The sequence below is a fragment of the Methylorubrum salsuginis genome, assembly GCF_900114375.1.
Taxonomy (GTDB): domain Bacteria; phylum Pseudomonadota; class Alphaproteobacteria; order Rhizobiales; family Beijerinckiaceae; genus Methylobacterium; species Methylobacterium salsuginis.
This window is the reverse complement of the sequence record NZ_FOSV01000004.1, coordinates 36,473-53,880: the sequence shown is the minus strand read 5'-3', so window position 1 is coordinate 53,880 and position 17,408 is coordinate 36,473. Positions and strand designations below refer to the sequence as shown.

Below are 17,408 nucleotides of genomic sequence, written 5' to 3'. Positions count from 1 at the left end.
CTCGGAGACCGATACGGGAAGCCGACGGGAGGGCAGGCAGATTCGGCGCCCTCCTCGTCCGGCCTCGTCGCCGCAACCGTCAGGCGCTACAGGGTGGGCGGGGCGCGAAGGGACGGCCTTCCGTCCGCGCCGAAGCCCATGGCCTCGTCGCGCGTCCCGGGCGGGACAGCATGAGGATTGTCGGGCATGGATGTCGGCCGATGGATCATCGACTACGTCGCATCCGTCGTCGGTCGGGAGGCGGACGATCTCGACCTTCATGAGCCGATGGAAGTCTACGATTTCGACTCCATCGATGCCGTCGAGATGACCTTCGCCTTCGAGCGGACCTTCGGCCGCGAAGTCGATCCTCACCTGATCTTGCAGGGCGACCAGACGGTCGCCGGACTGATCGCCGAACTGAGCCGCCCGCCCGGGGCCTGCGCCGGATCATGAGAGCGGCGGAAGCGTCGCGGCCGGCGACCCTGCGACCAGCCACAGGGCGTAGGCGATGGTGCGCACGGCGCGATCGTGTTCGTGCAGGCTGGTCTGCGGCCGGGTGTTGGTCTCGATGAGCCAGAGCCGGTCGTCGGGGTCGAGGGCGAGGTCGACGCCGAGCTCCGACAGGGTATGGCCTTGCGCCGCCTCGATGGCCGCCGCGATGCCGAGCGCCGCCGCGTCCGCCTCCGCCGTGATCTCCGCAGCGGGACGGGCCCTCCGGGTCGCCAGGAAGCCGTCGAGAGGGCCCTGATAGCCGCCGCGGCTGACATTGCTCACCGCCTGCCCCGCCTCGCCGAGGCGGACATAGCGCCGGGTCACGCCCCAGGCGCCGTGCCCGTCGCGTTGCAGGTGGAGGCGCAGGTCGGCGGCGCGCCCATCTGGACTCGTCGAGACGATGTAGCGCTGGACGATGTAGCGGCGGTAGCGCAGGCGCCCGGCGATCCGGGCTGCCACGGCGGCGGCGGCCGTGGCGCGATCGGGGAAGGCCGTCACCGCGCCGTCCTTGCGCAGGCACCAGCCCGCGCCGGATCCCGCATGCAGGCGGTGGATGCCGTGCCCGCGCTTGCCGTCGACCGCCTTGACGACGCAGTCGCCGTGCGCGGCCATCCAGGCCTCGATCCGCTCGGCCGGGGCCTCGGGATCGACCGTATCCTGCGGGATCACGTAGCGGGCGAGCGGCGTCGCGGTCAGCAGGGCCGGCAGCACGAGCTTGTCGGGGCCGGTGTCGCGGATGACCGGAACGGCGCCGCGGATCCAGCGATCGACGCGGCGATGCCGCTCCTGAAGCGGGTTGGTGACGACGAGGACCACGTCCGGCAGCGGCACGGACGCGCTCACCCAGGCGCCGGCCTCCCAGGTCTCCCCCTCCAGCCGCCCGGTCTCCGGGTTGCAGTCGTCGGAATTGAGCAAGACGAGGCGCGCGCCCTGCATCAGCGCCTCCGCGGCCAGCGCGCGCAGGCGCAGGGGCAGCAGATGCAGCCGCGGTGCCCTTCCGAACACGAGGACGCCGACGAGCGGCAGGGGCCGGGCCTGTGACGACGGGGGAACGCTCACGGTGACTCCGCTGCTCTGCATGTCGCCGACCGGATGGCGGGGTGCCCGGTCGGAGCGCCACGAGTCTGCCGTCTGACCGGGATAGAACGCCCCTGGCCCGACCGCATTCCCTGTCGTGCAGGCGGGATTCCTTGGACGGCGCCATGAAGCTCCCCGATCCCGATGCGGCGCTCGCCAACCGGCACGACGATATCGGCCCCGATGCCGCGGCTCTGTGCCTCGCCGCGCGGCGAGGGGGTGTCGAGACCGACATCGTCGTGGGCGCGAGGCGCGGCGTGCCGGAGGCGTGGCTGCGCCTGCATGTCGATGGCCGACGCTTCCTCTATCGGCAGGGCGTCCTGCTGCACGCCCACGACGATCCGGACAGGCCCTTCGGCCGCCACGTCAACGGCGCCGATGCCGCGCGCACCACCGACAAGGAGCGGACCAAGGCGATCCTGGCAGCGGCCGGCATCTCGGTTCCGGAGGGGCGGCTGTTCGCCGAGGACGCGGAGGCCGACGCCGTCGCCTATGCCGCTGCGCTGGGCGGTCCAGTCTGCATCAAGCCCAATCGCGGCTGGGCCGGGCAATACGTCTCGATCGGGCGCGCCGCGCCGCCCGAATGGGGCGCGGCCTTCCGCAAGGCGCGGCGCATCGCGGGCGGCGTGCTGGTCGAGCGCGCGCTGCCGGGCGAGGTGCTGCGCCTGTTCTACGTCGCGCCGGATTGCGTCGCGGTGAAGCTCCATCGCGCACCGGGGGCGGCGGGCGACGGCCGCTCCACGGTCGCGGCGCTGATCGAGCGGCGCAACGAGCGGCGGGCCCTGCCGGGCCTGGCGACCCACGGGCCGATCCGGCGCGACGCCGAACTGCACCGCGCCCTGGCGGCGCAGGCCCTCACCCTGGAATCCGTGCCGGAGTCCGGCGCCTGGGTGCGCCTCGGCATCGTCTCCAACCTGACGCGGGGCGCCGATTCCCTCGACGGCCGGATCGGCACCGATCCGTCCTACGTCGCGGTGGCGGTGCAGGCCTGCCGCGCCTTCCCGCGGCTGCGGGTCGGCGCCGTCGACATGATAGTGACCGAGCGCGACCGCCCGGCCGCCGATGGGAACCACTGGGTGCTGGAGATCAACAGTTCGCCGGGGATCGCCGATTTTCTCTATCCGTGGAGCGGCGCGCCGCAGGACGTGGGGGCGCGGATCATCGCCTTTCTGCAGGGCGCGGCGCGTCCGGACAAGTAGCCGAGCCGTCCGGTGCAGTCGCCGAAGGGGCCGCCCAACGGACCGGGCACGCTCACGCCGGGTCCGGGTCCAGGTCGTCCAGGCGCAGCACCCCGTTGCCGAGCCGATCCATTCGCTCCATCGCATCGACGGCGCGGCGCAGGAAGCCGGCCAGGTCGCCGACGCCGGGTTCCCGGAAATAGGTGCCGTGCGCGCCGCGTACGATCCCCCAGGCGAATTCGGGGTGTCGGCTCCGCCAGCGGGCGACGGGGTCACCCCGCCTGAGGAAGGGGTTGTAGCGTTCGCTGCGGTCACCGAACAGCATCAGCAGGGGCCCGTCATAGGTCCGCGCGGGCTCGCTCTCCAGCATCGTCAGCAGCGGCGGCCGTGCGCGGCCCGCCGCGATCGTGCGCGCGGCGATCTCGATGATGGGGGCGGACTGGCAATTCCCGCCGATCAGGATCGGCGCGCTCCCCGTGATCGCCCGGATCTCCTCCGCGTAGAGCCGGGCGAGCGCCGGCCCGTGGCGCCGCTTCTCGTCACCCTCGACGAGGATGCCCTGGAACGAGTGCATCGCGTAGAGCGGCTGGTCGGCCCCGAGGCGGGCGGCGAGCAGAACCGGCTCCGCGTAATGGTTGAAGCACCAGAAGATCGGCGTCCGGCCGCCCCCTTCGTTGAACAGGGTGAGCCGTCCGGCGGGCCGCGCGATCCTGGGCGGCACCTCGGAGAAGCTGCCGAGCACCTTCTCGGCGAGATCCGGAGGAAGTTGGGCGACCTCGCCTGTCGAAACTATGGCCCGGCCCTCCTCGTCTCGTCCATCGTGAAGGTCCGCCTCCCCACGTCCGGCCCCGTGACCGGACCCATGGACCCTATCCCTCGGCCTTGTCGCCCTGGCCTTCCTTGGCGCCGCCCTGCGGATCCGTGCCGTCCTCGCCCGAGGCCGTGCCGGAGCTGTGCCCCTGCGGGGTCAGGCGCGGGCGGTCCGGCGCCTCGGTCTGGGGCGGCTTGCGATCGTCCGTCTGCTTCGTCGTATTGGTCATGGGAACCTCCCCTCGGCCAACCCGGTGTCGGGCCGACAGGTTCGGCACGGACCGATGAGCCGTGCCGATCCCAGCCGCGCCTACGCCCCGACCGATCGCAGGCCCATCCTCCGAAAGCCGAGCCGCAGCAGGATCGCCGTGGCAGACAGGAAGGGCAGCGCCACGATCGCTCCGGCCAGGATGTCGGAGCCGGTCAGCACCGCGATGGCGTCCCGCAGCGCGATCAGCAACAGAACCAGCGAGACGAGGACGAGCAGCAGCGCGCCGCCGAACAGCACCGCGAGCGTGGCGACGGCCCGCAGGTTGCCGCGAACCTCGATCCTGGCCAGCCGGAGCAGGTCGGCGAACTGCGTGCCGGCGTCGCGTATGGCAGCCACGATCAAGGCCGGCGTGGTGCGCAGGTCCGCATCCGGCCGGGGCCGATCCGATCTCGGCTCGTTCACGGCCACCGCTTCAATGCCCATCGCGCGTGCAATCGGGGCGGTTGCGGAGCCGAATGTCCGATACCAAGCGGCACGCAACAGGACCGAGGGTCCTGTTGCGTGCGTCCGGCGGACGCCCGCCGCCCCGCCGTCGCGGGGGCAATCGGCGATGCGTCAGGATCATCGCCGATCGGTATGAGCCGCCGCCACGCTCGGGAAGGAAGTCGATGCCGGCAGCCCCGGAGGCATTCCGGAAGATCGGCGGCGTGCCGACCTTCGTGACACGGAGCGGGCCGTTCATTTCCCTAAACTTCCCGACCATCTCGAAACGAACACCAGTCTGTTTGGCCAGCGGATCGCGCCGGATCGTCCCGAAAGCCGGAAACCCCCTTTCGGGACGAGGCGCGATGATCGCCCGCGCAACGGGCAACGGTTCCGCGGCATCACGTTGCACTCCGAATGTAGCGCGAGGCCCCCGACAGCCCAGGTCCGGAAGTCCCACCGATCCCATCTCGGCCCCGCGGCCGGATCGAGATCGCGCGAGGCCGCTTCGGATCGATCAGCCGCGGGCGATCATCTCCTTGATCCGGAGACCCAGGGTCTCGACCACGAAGGGCTTGGTCAGCACCGCCATGCCGGGCTCCAGATGGCCGTTGCCGACCGCGGCGTTCTCGGCATAGCCGGTGATGAACAGGATCTTCAGCGCGGGCCGCGACACGCGGCCCGCATCGGCCATCTGGCGGCCGTTCATGCCGCCCGGCAGCCCGACATCGGTGATGAGGAGGTCGATCCGCACGTCGGATTGGAGCACCTTCAGGCCCGAGGCGCTGTCGGCGGCCTCGATCGCGGTGTAGCCGAGATCCTCCAGCACCTCGGTGACGAGCATCCGCACGGTGGGCTCGTCATCGACCACGAGCACCGTCTCGCCCTGCTCGGCCCGGGGCGCATCGACCAGGGGACCGAGGGGCTCGGGCTCGACCGCCGCGCCGTGGTGGCGCGGCAGGTAGAGGCACATGGTCGTGCCCTGGCCGACCTCCGAATAGATCCGCACCTGCCCGCCCGATTGCTTGGCGAAACCGTAGATCATCGAGAGGCCGAGGCCCGTACCCTGGCCGGTGGGTTTGGTCGTGAAGAACGGATCGAAGGCCTTGGCGATCACGTCCGGGCTCATGCCGGTGCCGGTATCGGTGACGCAGAGCGACAGGTAGGGGCCGGCCGGCATGTCGTGGCGGCGGGCGGCGTGCTCGTCGAGCCACTTGTTGGCGGTCTCGATGGTGATGCGCCCGCCCTCCGGCATCGCGTCGCGGGCGTTGATGCAGAGGTTGAGCAGCGCGTTCTCGAGCTGGGGCGGATCGACCAAGGCGGGCCAGAGCCCGGCGGCGCCCACGACCTCGATCGTCACGGTCGGCCCCACGGTGCGGCGGATGAGTTCCTCCATGCCGAAGACGAGACGGTTCACGTCCGTGGGCTTCGGATCGAGCGTCTGGCGGCGGGAGAAGGCGAGCAGCCTATGGGTCAGCGCGGCGGCGCGCTTGGCCGCGCCCTGCGCCGCGCCCATGTAGCGGTCGACGTCCTTGAGCCGGCCCTGGCCGATGCGGGTCTGCATCAGTTCGAGCGAGCCGGAGATGCCGGCCAGGAGGTTGTTGAAGTCGTGGGCGATGCCGCCGGTCAGCTGGCCCACCGCCTCCATCTTCTGCGACTGGCGCAGGGCCTCCTCGGTCTGCATCAGGGCGCGGGTGCGGGTGGCGACCTGCTCCTCCAGCGTTTCGTTGAGTTCGCGCAGGGCGTCCTGCGCCGCGCGCTGCTCGGTGATGTCGACATTGGTGCCGAACCAGCGCACCACGGCGCCCGCCTCGTCGCGGATCGGCACGATGCGGGTCAGGAACGGCCGGAAGACACCGTCCGCCCCTTTGAGCGGGAAGGTCATCTCGAAGCGCTCGCCGGTCTCGATCGAGTGCCGCCAGCGCGCCGTCACGGCGGGCAGCAGGGCGGGATCGTGCAGCACGTCCCAGCCCCAGCCCTGCATGTCGGCGAAATCGGTGCCGGTGTAGTCGTAGAAGCCCCGGTTGTACCAGTAGATGTGCCCGTCGGCCCGCGCCATCCAGCACAGGACCGGGATGTTGTCGGCGAGCGTTTCGAACTCGACCGCCTTCTCCCGCGCGAGCGCGCTGGCGCGGTCCCGCTCGGCCGCGACGGCGCGGCGTTCCTCCACGTCGATGACGACGCCGGGGAAGCGGGTCGGGGCCCCGTCGCGGCCGTGCTCGACCCGGCCGTTGGCCTCGATCCAGTAGTAATGCCCGTCGGCCCGCCGCACCCGGTACTGGTGGGCATAGGCACCGCCGCGCTCGATCGCCGTCTCGATCGCCCGCGCGAGCCCGGCCTTGTCGTCGGGATGAACGGTCTCGACCACCTGCTCCAGGCTGAGGCCCACGCGGCCCAGCGCCGGATCGAGGCCGAAGGCGCGGGCGAAGGCCTCGTCCACCGTGAAGCGGTCGGCGGTCACGTCCCAGAACCACGTGCCGATGATGGCGCCCGCCGCCAACGCCAACTGGACCCGCTCCGCATGCTCGCGGGCGAGCGCCTCGCTCTCCCGCAGGCGCCGCTCGACGGCGATGCGCTCGGTCACGTCGAGTTCGGCCACCACGCCGCCGACGATGGCGCCGGACGCGTCGCGGATCGGCGCGGCGTTGTTGAGGAACTGGCGCCGGGGGCCGCCGTCGAACGGCGCGATCTCGACCAGTTCGCCGCGCACGGTCTCGCCGTGCAGGAGCGCGCGGGCCATGCCCCATTCCTCGGCGGAGAGGCGCTGCCCGGTCTCGGGCCAGTAGCCCTTCCACTCACCGTAGCCGGTCCAGTCCGGGGTCTCCGGCGGCACGCCCCAGATCGCCCGGTTGGCGGCGTTGTCGCGCACGATCCTACCCTGCGCGTCGGCGATGATGACGCCCACGGGGAGCGCGTCGAGGGTGGCGGCGAGCAGCGCCTCGCTGCGGCGCGAGGCGTCTGCGGCCTCGCGCCGGGCGGTGACGTCCCGGTAGAACACCGCGAGCCCCTCGCTCACCGGGTAGGCGCGCATGTCGATCCAGGCGGCGCGGCCGTCGGGCCAGACGTAGCGGTGCTCCAGCACGACGGGGACGCGCTCGGCCATGGCCCGGCGCTGGAGGCGCACCAGTTCCGGGTCCATGTCGGGATAGACCTCCCACTGGATGCGCCCGACGACCGCCTCCCGCGGGCGCGTGTCCATGCGCAGGGCCTCGGCATTCATGTCGAGGATGCGGAAGTCGCGGTCGAGCAGCGCGAAGGCCTCGCCCATGTTGTCGAGCACGCCCGTGGCCCGGTCGCGCTCGGCCCGCAACTCCGCCTCGACCGCCCGGCGGCATTCCTCGGCGCGCACCCGCTTGGTCGTCTCGTTGGTGAAGATGAACAGGCCGGCGATGCGGCCCTCCCCGTCGAGCACCCGCGAGTAGGAGAACGACCACCACGTGTCGGCCTCGCCCCGGTCGGTGGCGAGCTTCCAGGGCAGGTCCTCGAACCGGCGGCTGCGGCCGGCGAAGGCCTCGTCGATGATGGGCTTGGCCTGTTCCCAGCCGTCGGCCCAGACACGATCGAACCGCTCGCCCATCGCCCAGGGGAGCCGTGGGCCGAGTAGCGGGAAGTAGGTCTCGTTGAAGAAGAAATGCAGGTCCGGCCCCCAGGCCAGGATCATGCTCTCGGGCGAGTTGAGGACGAGGCTCAGCGCCGTGCGCAGGGATTCCGGCCACGTCTCCGGGGGCCCGAGCGGATGACCCGACCAATCGCGCTCGGCGATCATGCGGGCGGCCTCGCCGCCGCCGGCCAGGAAGGGAGGGAGGTCGGTCATGCGGCCGGATTTACACAGGTGAGAGGCCCCCGTGTAACTCCCGCTCACGGACAATTGGCCGATAAGCCGGGAGGTTGGCTTTCGGGAGACATCGCCGCGCGGCCTTTGAGCCGGAGGCTACGCCGCCCGCCCCCTGCGTCCCTCCACCAGCCACATCGCCAGCACGGCCGCCGCGAGCGCGGCGAGCGCCCACAGGCCGATGCCCAGCGGATAGACCTCGACGCCGCGGATCGTGGCGCTGTCGCTCGGGCGGAAGCCGATCCAGTCGGCGCCGCCCAAGCGCCCGCCGCGGGTGATCTGGAGGCGCGGCACGTCGAGGCCGCCGCCTGCGGCCGCCACGCGGCGGATGGTGCCGCCGGAGGCCTCGGCTACGCCCTTGAGGCGCTCGGTGTCGCTGAACACGTCGGCGAGTTCGCGCGGGTTGGCCGGGCCGACGCTGACGAAGGCCACGAGGTTGCCCGAGCGCAACGTGTGCAGGCCGAGGCTCTCGGCCTCGAACGTGGCGCTGAACAGGCCGGGCTCGGACTTGGTGAGCGTCAGCGTGCGCTCCTTGCCGGTCGGGCCGGTGATCGTGACGGGGCCGGCTTCTTCCGCCATGGTCTGGCGCTCGACGCGGACCTCGCGGCCCCGGCCCGTCGTCTGCGCCCGCAGCGCCTCCTCTTCGAGGGCCGGTTCCTTCATCAGCCAGTGGGCCAGCCGCCGCAGCAGATCGAGATACGGGCCGCCCTGCTGGTAGCCGCGGGCCCAAAGCCAGGCCTGATCCGACAGCATCAGGGCGACGCGGCCCTTGTCCTCGCGTGAGAGCGCCAACAGCGGCAGGCCGTTGGCGCCGGACATAATCGGCTGGACGCCCGCGCGGGTCTGGGCCGAGACGATGCGCAGCCAGTCGCCCCAGGCCGGCGGGTTCGATTCCGAGCCGGGCAGCGCGCGGGTGACCGGATGGCGCTGGCCGGTGTCGGTCAGCGCGGCCTTGTAGGGCTGCTCGACCACCTTCATCGACGGGTCGCCCGGCAGCACCGCGGAGAGCCGTGTGCGGGCGAGGCTCGCCGGGCCGGCGAATTCGGGGCCGGCGGCGATCAGCAGCGCGCCGCCCTCGCGGACGTAGCGGACGATGTTGTCGAAATAGGCCGACGGCAGCACGCTCTGGTTGGCGTAGCGGTCGAAGATGATCAGGTCGAAATCCTTGATCTTCTGGACGAACAGCTCGCGGGTCGGGAAGGCGATCAGCGACAGCTCCGAGATCGGCGTGCCGTCCTGCTTCTCCGGCGGGCGCAGGATCGTGAAGTGGACGAGATCGACGCTCGCGTCCGACTTCAGCAGGTTGCGCCAGGTGCGCTCGCCCTGGTGCGGCTCGCCGGAGACCAGCAGCACCCTGAGCTTCTCGCGGATGCCCTCGATGGGGAGCACCGCGCGGTTGTTGACGGTCGTCAGCTCGCCCGGCAGCGGCTCGACCTCGATCTCGACCACGTTCGGGCCGCCATGCTCGATATGCGTCGTCAGCGAGAACGGCGTGCCGGTCGCGATGCTCTGCCGGTCGATCTCCTCGCCGTCGCGACGCACGCTGACGGTCGCGGTGCCGGTGCCGCCGCGCTCCATCACCTCGGCGCGGATGGTCACGTCCTTGCCGACGATGCCGAAGCGGGGGGCTTCCAGCATGCGGATCTGGCGGTCGCGCTCGTCGGGCCGCCCGGTGACGAGGACGTGCAGCGGCGCCTTGAAACCGAGCGTCTCCAGCGAGGCCGGGATGTCGTGCACCACGCCGTCGGTGAGCATGACGACGCCCGCCACCCGCTCGGCCGGCACGTCGGCGAGCGCCTGGGTCAGCGCGGTGAACAGCTTGGTGCCGTCGTCGCCCTCAGAGCCCTGCGCGTCGCCGACCTCGATGAAGCGCGGCTCGATGTTGGTGAGCGAGCCGAAGCGGCGCTCCAGCTCGGCCTTGACCGCGTCGGTCATGGCCGGGCGCTCGCCGAGCGTCTGCGAGCCGGAGCGGTCCACGACGATGGCGGCCACGTCCTTCACCGGGTCGCGATCCTCGCGCACCAGGGAGGGGTTGGCGAGCGCGGCGATCACCAGGGCGAGCGCGACGGCGCGCAGAAGCGCGGTGCGCCCGCGGGCCAAGATCGCGACGACGACGAGGACCGCGGCGAGCACGCCGAATCCGGCGAGCACCGGCCAGGGGACCAGGGGGGTGAAGCTGAGGCTCAGCATGAGGTGAGGCCTTCAGGATGAAGCACAAAAGAACCCTCCCCCCAACGGATGTCGGGCTTGCCCGACATCCGCATCCAAGGTGCCAAAGTCGGGCAAGCCCGACTTGGGTTGGGGGGAGGGTGTCCGCGGAGCGGACGGGAGAGGGCAGCGCGACGATCCCGCTTGGCCGCCGTCGACCGGCCATCTCCGGAAGCCGGGCTCCCCTCACCCGCCCCCCTTCGGGGGCCACCCTCCCCCGCAGAGGGGGAAGGGTTAGGGGCGCGGCGCGTCTGTCCCAAAGAAATCACTGCCCTAGCCGCTCCAGCAGCGCCGGCACGTGCACCTGATCGGCCTTGTAGTTCCCGGTCAGCGTGTAGATCACGATGTTGATGCCGCCCCGGAACGCCATCTCGCGCTGCCGCTGATCGCCGTTGACCGGGTAGAGCGGCTCGCCGTTGCGGCCCACCGCCCAGGCGGCGGCGAGGTCGTTGCCGGTGATGATGAGCGGGGTGACGCCGTCGCCGGCCCGCGCCGGGCGGCGCTCGCCGCCTTCCGCCGCGGGAGGGATGGTCTCGACCCAGGTCTGGCCGTTGCCGTAGCGGCCGGGGAAGCTGTCCACGAGGTAGAACGCCTTGGTCAGCACGTGGTCGGGCGGCACCGGCTCCAGCTCGGGCACCTCCAAGGTGCCGAGCATCTTGCGGAGATAAGCGGTCTCCGGCGTCGGCGGGCCGCCGGCGCGGGCGGTCTGGGCGTCGCGGGTGTCGAAGATCACCGTGCCGCCGTTGCGCATGAAGGCGTCGATCTTGCGGATCGCCGCCTCGCTCGGCTGCGGGCGCCCGGCGACGATCGGCCAGTAGATCAGGGGATAGAAGGCCAGTTCGTCCTTCTCGGGATCGAGACCCGCGGGCTCGCCGGGCTCCAGGGCGGTGCGGGCGGCGAGCATCTGGGTCAGACCGGTGAGACCGGTCCGGCTCGCGGTGTCGACCGCGGAATCGCCGGTCACGACGTAGGCGAGGCGGGTGTTGAGGGCCGATTCCGTGCCGTTCGGCCGGTTGGCGGCGGGCACCTGCGCGAAGGCGGGCGAGGGCGCGGCCAGAAGTCCCGCGCCCAGGAATGCGGCGAGGACGAGGGCGGCCGGCGCCGCGCGCCCACGCGACAAGCGACTGGCGCCGCGCAAAAAGCCGCCGAGCCAGAGGCCCGCCAGGGTGTCGAGGGCGAGCAGCAGCAGCGCGAGGGTGAACAGGGTGGCGCGCAGGTCCACCGTCTCGGCGCCCGCGAGCGAGCCGATCCGGGCGCCCGAGAGTGCCGCGATGTCGAGCGGTTCGAGCCGGTCGCCGGGGCGCAGCGCGTTGACGGCGATGCCGCCCTCCGCCGCGCCGTAGAAGCCCGGCGGATGCTCGGGGCCGGCGCGGTCGGAAAAATCGGCCGGGACCGCGGTGGCGCTGGCGGGTGGGGAGCCCAGCGCGCCGAAGCCGTCGAGCGTCAGGCGCGGGGCGAGCAAGGCCGCCTTGGCTTGGCGCCCGTCGCCCTCGGCGAGCTTGGCGGAGGGGCCGGCGAGGCCGACGACCCGGCGCAGCATGTCCACGAACAGGCCGGACAGCGGCAGGTTCGACCACGTGGTGTCGGCGGTGACGTGGAACAGCACGACGAGCCCCTGCCCCCGCTTCTGCGCGGTGACGATCGGCGTGCCGTCCTGCAGGGCCGCCCAGGTCTTGCCCGGAAGATCGCCGTCCGGCTCGGCCAGGATCTGGCGGCGGATGCCGATATCGGCGGGCGGCACGAGGCCGGCGAAGGGGCTCTCGGGGGCAAACGCCGCGAGCGTCTTCGGCCGGTCCCAGGAGAGCGTGCCGCCGAGCGACCGCCCGCCGCGGCGCAGGCGCACCGGCACGAGCGGATCGTTGCCGGCGGCCAAGCGCGGGCCGGCGAAGCGCAGGAGCAGGCCGCCCTCGTCCACGAATTGTTCCACGCGGGCCAGCGTGCGCTCGTCGAGCGCGCCGACATCGGCGAGCGCCAGCACCGAGACCTGATTGTCGAGCATCTGCCCGATGGCCTCCGACGTGCCCTGCCCGCCGCGGGGCTGCTGCACGTCGGCGAACGGTGAGAGGGCCTTCGCCAGGTAGTAGGTCGGCGCCAGCAGCGGCTGGGCCTGATCGAGAGTGCCGCCGAAGACGAGGCCGACCCGGCGGCGCCGGCCGCGCTCGTCCATCAGCACCACGGCCCCGGCCGAGCCCTCGCCCTCGATCTCCAAGCGGGCGATGGCGTTGCGCAGCTCCACCGGCAGATCGAAGGTCACGGTCGTCTCGCGGGCCTCCGGCTCCAGGGTGAAGCGGCTCTCGGCGAGCGGCAGGCCTTTCTGGTCGAGCGCCCGCACGAGACCGGTGTCGCGGCCGTTCGGCGCAGCGCGCAACACCTGTGCGGTGAGCTTCTCGCCCGGCTGCTGCGGCGCGCCCTCGATGGCGAGCGCGGGCGGGCGGTCGGCCTTGAGCAAGGTGACGGCGCTGCCCTGCTTGGCGGCGAGCTCGGCGAGCGCCTTCGCGAAATCGGTATCGCCCGCGCCGCGGACGCCGTCGGCGATCCAGACGATGGAGGCGCCGGGCGTCTTCTCCAGGAAAGTCCCGATCGACGGCAGATGCGCGCCGCGGTCGGCGAGGTGCGGGCGCGGCTTGATCGCGCGCAGGCGCTCCAGGGCGGCGGCGGGCGGGCGCGCCTCGAACGGGGCGGCGGCTTCCGCGCTCGCCACCAGGGCGACCGGGCGCCCGTCGCGGGCGGCGGCCTCGACCTCGTCGGTGGCCGCGCGCAGGCGGTCGCGCCAGTCGTGGGCGGCGGTGAAGCCGTTGTCGAGGATCAGCAGCAGCGGAGTACGCCCCGAGGCGGCGCCGATGCCGGACGGATTCCAGACCGGGCCGGCGACGGCCAGGATCAGGCAGGCGGCGGCCAGAATCCGCAGGATCAGCAGCCAGGGCGGGGTGCGGGCGGGGGTCTCGCGCTTCGGGAGAATGTCGGCCATCAGCGCCAGCGGCGGGAAGCTGATGCGGCGGGGGCGCGGCGGCGTGACCCGCAGCAGGATCCACAGCGCCGGCAGCGCCACGAGGGCGGCCAGCGCGAGCGGGGCGGCGAAGGTGAGGGGGAGCCCGAACACGGACCGTTGCCTTTCAGCCGAGCCCGCGCGCGGCGGCGACGAGGGTGAGGACGCGGAGCGCCGCCTCGGTCGCGGGCCGGTCGGTGCGGTGGATGGTCAGCGTCCAGCCCGCCTGCTGGGCGATCTCGGCGAGCCCGTCGCGGTGGGCGGCGATGCGCTGGCGATAGGCCTCGCCCCAGGCGCCGGCCTCGCCGATGTCGAGGCTGGTGTTGCCTTGCGGGTCGTGCAGCACGGCTTGGCCCGTGAAGGGGAAGGTTTCTTCGACCGGATCGACCACCATCACGAGATGGCCGTGGGTGCCGCGCGTCGAGATCGCCTGCACCGAGGCGCGCACGGAATCGAGCGGGGTGAGGAAGTCGCTGATCAGCACGGTCTCGTCGAAGCGGCCGGGGGTCGCCGGGGGCGGCAGGTCCTGGCTCAGCCCGGCGCGGTCGTTGACGAGCGATTGCGCCAGCGTCTCGACGATGCCGCGGGCGGCTGACGACCGGGTAAGCCCGAGCAGCCCGACTCGCTCGCCGCCATCCACGAAGGTGTCGGCGAGCGCCAGCCCCAGCACCAGGGCACGCTCGACCTTCGAGGTCTGGGCGAGATCGGAGGCGAAGCCCATGGAGGCGGAGCGGTCGATCCAGATCCAGATGTTGTGGGCGGCCTCCCATTCGCGCTCGCGCACGTAGAGCCGGTCGTCGCGGGCCGAGCGGCGCCAGTCGATGCGCGCCGCCGCCTCGCCGTTCACGAAGGGCCGGAACTGCCAGAAGCTCTCGCCCGGCCCGGCCCGGCGGCGGCCGTGCAGGCCATGCGCCAGCGTGCCGGAGACGCGGCGCGATTCGAGAACGATGCGGGGCATCCGCCCGGCGAGGTCGAGGGCGCTGCCGGTCTCGGGCCGCCCCGGGCGGCGGCTGTCGGCCTCGACGAGCCGGGCGGAGGCCATCGGGTCGGTCCCGTCAGAGCTTGGCGGCGAGCTGGCCGATCAGGCCGGTCACGCTCTCGCCGTCGGCCCGCGCCGCGAAGGTCACCGCCATGCGGTGCTTGAGCACCGGCTCGGCCAACGCCTTCACGTCGGCGACCGAGGGGGCGACGCGGCCCTCGATCAGGGCGCGGGCGCGCACCGCCAGCGTCAGCGCCTGGCTGGCGCGGGGGCCGGGGCCCCACAAGAGCTTTTTCGCCACCGACGGATCGCCGCCCTCGGGGCGGGCCGAGCGCACGAGGTCGAGGATCGCATCCACCACCGCATCGCCCACCGGCAGGCGGCGTACGAGACGCTGGGCCGTGAGCAGCTGCTCGGTGCTCATCACCGCCTTCGCCCTGGCGTCCTCGACGCCGGTCGTCTCGATCAGGATGCGGCGCTCGGCGGCACGATCCGGATAGCCGACGTCGATCTCCAAGAGGAAACGGTCGAGCTGCGCCTCGGGCAGGGGGTAGGTGCCCTCCTGCTCGATCGGGTTCTGGGTCGCCAGCACGTGGAACGGGCGCGGCAGGTCGTGGCGCTCGCCCGCCACAGAGACGAAATGCTCCTGCATCGCCTGGAGCAGGGCCGATTGCGTGCGGGGACTCGCGCGGTTGATCTCGTCGGCCATCAGCAATTGCGTGAAGACCGGGCCCTTGACGAAGCGGAACGAGCGGCGGCGCTCGGCATCCTCGTCGAGGATTTCGGTGCCGAGGATGTCGGACGGCATCAGGTCGGGGGTGAACTGCACCCGCCTTGCGTCGAGCCCCAGCACGGTGCCCAGCGTCTCGACCAGCTTGGTCTTGGCGAGGCCCGGCAGGCCGACGAGCAGGCCGTGGCCGCCGGCCAGGATGGTGACGAGGGCGAGATCGACGATTCTTTCCTGGCCGAAGATGACCCCGTGGATCGCCTCGCGCGCCTCGTGGATCGCGGCCAGACAGGTCTCGGCGGTGGCGACGATCCCGTCGTCGAGGCTCGTCGTGCTGGCCGAACCGGCGCCCTGTGCCATGCGGTCGAATCTCCGAATGCCGGGCGGCGCGCAGTGCCGAACGCCCAGGATGAGCTGCAAGTCTGGCGCCGAACGCGCACCGAACGCAAGCGCGGCGCTGCCGCGCGACGGATGGGCGCTATATGGGCCCCTCACGACGACAGGGCAGGCCGCCCGCGACATCGTGCATCCGCGGTCGGCCCGTTCGCACTTCTGGCGCGGAGACGGACCTTTCATGACCGACGCGGAGCAAGCGGCGTTTCCCGCCGGCTGGGAGGCTTTCACCGATCCGGGCTTCATCGCCCATATCGGCCCGGTGCATCACCGCACCGTCGAGGGGCGGCGCGACTTCGCGTTCCGGACGGACGAGCGGCACGGCAATCTGGTGGGCATCGTCCACGGCGGCGCGCTGCTGACCTTCGCCGACCGGGCGCTCAGCATCGTGGTGCGCGAGACCGCCGACGACGCCCCCTGCGTCACCATCGAGATGTCGAGCCAGTTCGTGGATGCCGCCAGGATCGGCGATCTGATCGAGGTGACGCCCGAGATCGTGCGAAAGACCGCGTCGCTGGTGTTCGTGCGCGGCACGCTGACGAGCGGCGGGCGGGCGCTCGTCGCCGTCACCGGCATCTGGAAGGTGCTGAAGAAGAAGCCGGGCTGAGGGCCGCCTCCCTGCGGGGCGCGGCCTGCCATATATTCGCTCCCATGAGCCAAGATGCCCCGGATCCGGCCCCCGATCCCGCCCTCGCCCGCCTGAGCGCCGCCCTCGGCGATCTCGGCACGCGCGGGCCGCCGCCGGTGGAGCGGTGGAATCCGGAGCATTGTGGGGACATCGACATCCGCATCGCGGCGGACGGGACATGGTTCCACAACGGCTCGCCGATCCGCCGGCCAAAACTCGTCAAGCTGTTCGCCTCGATCCTGCGGCGCGAGCCCGACGGCTCGACCGTGCTGGTGACGCCGGTCGAGAAGGTGCGGATCGCGGTCGAGGATGCGCATTTCACCGCGGTCGAGATGGCGGTGGAGGGCGAGGGCGAGGGGCGCCGCATCGCGTTGCGCACCAATGTCGACGACCTCGTCTCCGTCGATGCCGAGCACCCCCTGCGGTTCGAGGACACGGCCGACGGCCTCAAACCTTATGTGCGCGTGCGCGGCGGGCTGACGGCCCTGGTCAGTCGGGCGCTCACCTACGATCTGGTCGATCTGGCCGAGGAGCGGAGCCTCGACGGTGAGAGCTGGCTCGGCCTGTGGGCCGGGGGCGCCTTCCACCGCATCGCCCCGGCCGAGGCCGCCGCATGAAGCTGCCCGAGGGGGCGGCCGACCCCGCGACCGCGCCGCCGGGCGGGCGCGAGCCGGTCAATCCCGCCGATTTCCGCCGTCCCGGCTTCCTGGCGCGGGCCGAGGTCGGCCTGTCGCGCGTGCCGCCCGGCCCCGGCGTGCCGCTCGCGAACCCGCGCGGCGACCACGACCTCGATCCCGGTGGCGTGGCCACCGCGCCCGCCGCGCCCCATCGCGACGCCGCGGTGCTGGTGCCGGTGATCGAGCGCCCCGACGGCATGAGCGTGCTGCTGACCCGGCGGGCGGCGCATCTGCGCGACCATTCGGGCCAGATCGCCTTCCCCGGCGGCAAGGTCGATCCCGGCGACGTCTCGCCCATCGACACCGCGCTCCGCGAGGCCCGCGAGGAGATCGGCCTCACGGGCGATTCCGTGCGTCCGCTCGGCTATCTCGATCCCTATCTCTCGGCGACCGGCTTCCTCGTGGTGCCGGTGGTCGGCCTCGTGGCGGACGACGCGATCCTCGCCCTCAACCGTGACGAGGTGGACCTCGCCTTCGAGGTGCCGCTCCAGTTCCTGATGGACCCGGCGCGGCATCTCGTCCGTTCGCGGGCGTGGCAGGGCCGGACGCGTTACTTCTACGCCATCCCGCACGGCGAGCACCTGATCTGGGGCGTCACGGCGGGGATCGTGCATAACCTCTACGAGCGACTCTACGCCTGAGTGTCTCTCATAGAACGCCCGCCGCGCTGTCGCCCCCGACGAAAACACCGGCGGTGAACGGGAGTTTTGTGAGGCACTCCGAAACCCGGCTCCGCGAAAATCCG

The 17,408-nt window shown here is 72.2% G+C and carries 14 protein-coding genes; 5 read left to right on the top strand and 9 right to left on the bottom strand.

All coding sequences use genetic code 11. From position 1 onward, the window contains the following. The first annotated feature begins 186 nt into the window (after positions 1–186). A complete protein-coding gene (locus tag BM140_RS06995) occupies positions 187–435 on the top strand; it encodes an acyl carrier protein (protein WP_091943446.1) in 249 nt (82 codons plus the stop codon). On the opposite strand, the gene BM140_RS06990 is transcribed toward BM140_RS06995, so the two are convergent. Next, positions 430–1,533, bottom strand: a complete 1,104-nt coding sequence (locus BM140_RS06990) for a YheC/YheD family protein (protein WP_131803753.1) — start codon at positions 1,531–1,533, stop codon at positions 430–432. The two genes, BM140_RS06995 and BM140_RS06990, sit on opposite strands and share 6 nt — an antisense overlap. A 143-nt stretch (positions 1,534–1,676) precedes the next feature. Here BM140_RS06990 and BM140_RS06985 point away from each other — a divergent pair, with 143 nt between their 5' ends. Then, entirely contained in the window at positions 1,677–2,750 is a 1,074-nt protein-coding gene (locus BM140_RS06985) for a hypothetical protein (RefSeq protein ID WP_091943442.1), read from the top strand. Between the two features lie 52 nt (positions 2,751–2,802). Here BM140_RS06985 and BM140_RS06980 read toward each other — a convergent pair whose 3' ends face one another. The 8 genes from BM140_RS06980 to BM140_RS06950 all read right to left on the bottom strand — a co-directional run bounded on the left by BM140_RS06980 (position 2,803) and on the right by BM140_RS06950 (position 15,325). After that, complete coding sequence (locus BM140_RS06980; RefSeq protein ID WP_091943440.1) at positions 2,803–3,471, bottom strand: hypothetical protein; 669 nt, start codon at positions 3,469–3,471, stop codon at positions 2,803–2,805. A gap of 127 nt (positions 3,472–3,598) precedes the next feature. Then, a complete protein-coding gene (locus BM140_RS25775) occupies positions 3,599–3,769 on the bottom strand; it encodes a hypothetical protein (RefSeq protein ID WP_165616410.1) in 171 nt (56 codons plus the stop codon). Between the two features lie 80 nt (positions 3,770–3,849). Then, positions 3,850–4,212, bottom strand: a complete 363-nt coding sequence (locus BM140_RS06975) for a phage holin family protein (RefSeq protein ID WP_244535330.1) — start codon at positions 4,210–4,212, stop codon at positions 3,850–3,852. A 538-nt stretch (positions 4,213–4,750) separates the two neighbouring features. After that, a complete protein-coding gene (locus tag BM140_RS06970) occupies positions 4,751–8,047 on the bottom strand; it encodes a hybrid sensor histidine kinase/response regulator (RefSeq protein WP_091943436.1) in 3,297 nt (1,098 codons plus the stop codon). A 117-nt stretch (positions 8,048–8,164) separates the two neighbouring features. Continuing rightward, positions 8,165–10,255 carry a hypothetical protein gene (locus BM140_RS06965; protein ID WP_091943434.1) on the bottom strand — a complete coding sequence of 697 codons (2,091 nt, stop codon included), beginning with the start codon at positions 10,253–10,255 and terminating at the stop codon, positions 8,165–8,167. Positions 10,256–10,538: 283 nt separating this feature from the next. Next, entirely contained in the window at positions 10,539–13,373 is a 2,835-nt protein-coding gene (locus BM140_RS06960) for a DUF4159 domain-containing protein (protein ID WP_091943432.1), read from the bottom strand. A 13-nt stretch (positions 13,374–13,386) separates the two neighbouring features. Next, on the bottom strand, positions 13,387–14,301 hold the full coding sequence (locus tag BM140_RS06955) for a DUF58 domain-containing protein (RefSeq protein ID WP_091943430.1): 915 nt from the start codon (positions 14,299–14,301) through the stop codon (positions 13,387–13,389). Between the two features lie 13 nt (positions 14,302–14,314). Continuing rightward, positions 14,315–15,325: an AAA family ATPase gene (locus tag BM140_RS06950; RefSeq protein WP_091943428.1), complete on the bottom strand. Its 1,011-nt coding sequence runs from the start codon at positions 15,323–15,325 to the stop codon at positions 14,315–14,317. A 214-nt stretch (positions 15,326–15,539) separates the two neighbouring features. Between BM140_RS06950 and BM140_RS06945 the strand changes: the two genes are divergently transcribed. The 3 genes from BM140_RS06945 to BM140_RS06935 are packed head-to-tail and all read left to right on the top strand — an operon-like array spanning position 15,540 to position 17,304. Continuing rightward, positions 15,540–15,965: a PaaI family thioesterase gene (locus tag BM140_RS06945; protein WP_091943426.1), complete on the top strand. Its 426-nt coding sequence runs from the start codon at positions 15,540–15,542 to the stop codon at positions 15,963–15,965. A gap of 44 nt (positions 15,966–16,009) precedes the next feature. Then, positions 16,010–16,603 (top strand): DUF1285 domain-containing protein, encoded by a 594-nt coding sequence (locus tag BM140_RS06940; protein ID WP_091943424.1) that lies wholly within the window; start codon positions 16,010–16,012, stop codon positions 16,601–16,603. Beyond that, positions 16,600–17,304, top strand: a complete 705-nt coding sequence (locus tag BM140_RS06935; RefSeq protein ID WP_091943422.1) for a CoA pyrophosphatase — start codon at positions 16,600–16,602, stop codon at positions 17,302–17,304. The genes BM140_RS06940 and BM140_RS06935 overlap by 4 nt, the downstream gene beginning before the upstream one ends. Positions 17,305–17,408 lie beyond the last annotated feature (104 nt).

Coding starts and splice junctions, on each gene's coding strand:
- BM140_RS06970 (WP_091943436.1), bottom strand. CDS start 8,047: ATGACCGACCTCCCTCCCTTCCTGGCCGGCGGCGGCGAGGCCGCCCGC.
- BM140_RS06995 (WP_091943446.1), top strand. CDS start 187: ATGGATGTCGGCCGATGGATCATCGACTACGTCGCATCCGTCGTCGGT.
- BM140_RS06935 (WP_091943422.1), top strand. CDS start 16,600: ATGAAGCTGCCCGAGGGGGCGGCCGACCCCGCGACCGCGCCGCCGGGC.
- BM140_RS06945 (WP_091943426.1), top strand. CDS start 15,540: ATGACCGACGCGGAGCAAGCGGCGTTTCCCGCCGGCTGGGAGGCTTTC.
- BM140_RS06950 (WP_091943428.1), bottom strand. CDS start 15,325: ATGGCACAGGGCGCCGGTTCGGCCAGCACGACGAGCCTCGACGACGGG.
- BM140_RS06940 (WP_091943424.1), top strand. CDS start 16,010: ATGAGCCAAGATGCCCCGGATCCGGCCCCCGATCCCGCCCTCGCCCGC.
- BM140_RS25775 (WP_165616410.1), bottom strand. CDS start 3,769: ATGACCAATACGACGAAGCAGACGGACGATCGCAAGCCGCCCCAGACC.
- BM140_RS06955 (WP_091943430.1), bottom strand. CDS start 14,301: ATGGCCTCCGCCCGGCTCGTCGAGGCCGACAGCCGCCGCCCGGGGCGG.
- BM140_RS06985 (WP_091943442.1), top strand. CDS start 1,677: ATGAAGCTCCCCGATCCCGATGCGGCGCTCGCCAACCGGCACGACGAT.
- BM140_RS06965 (WP_091943434.1), bottom strand. CDS start 10,255: ATGCTGAGCCTCAGCTTCACCCCCCTGGTCCCCTGGCCGGTGCTCGCC.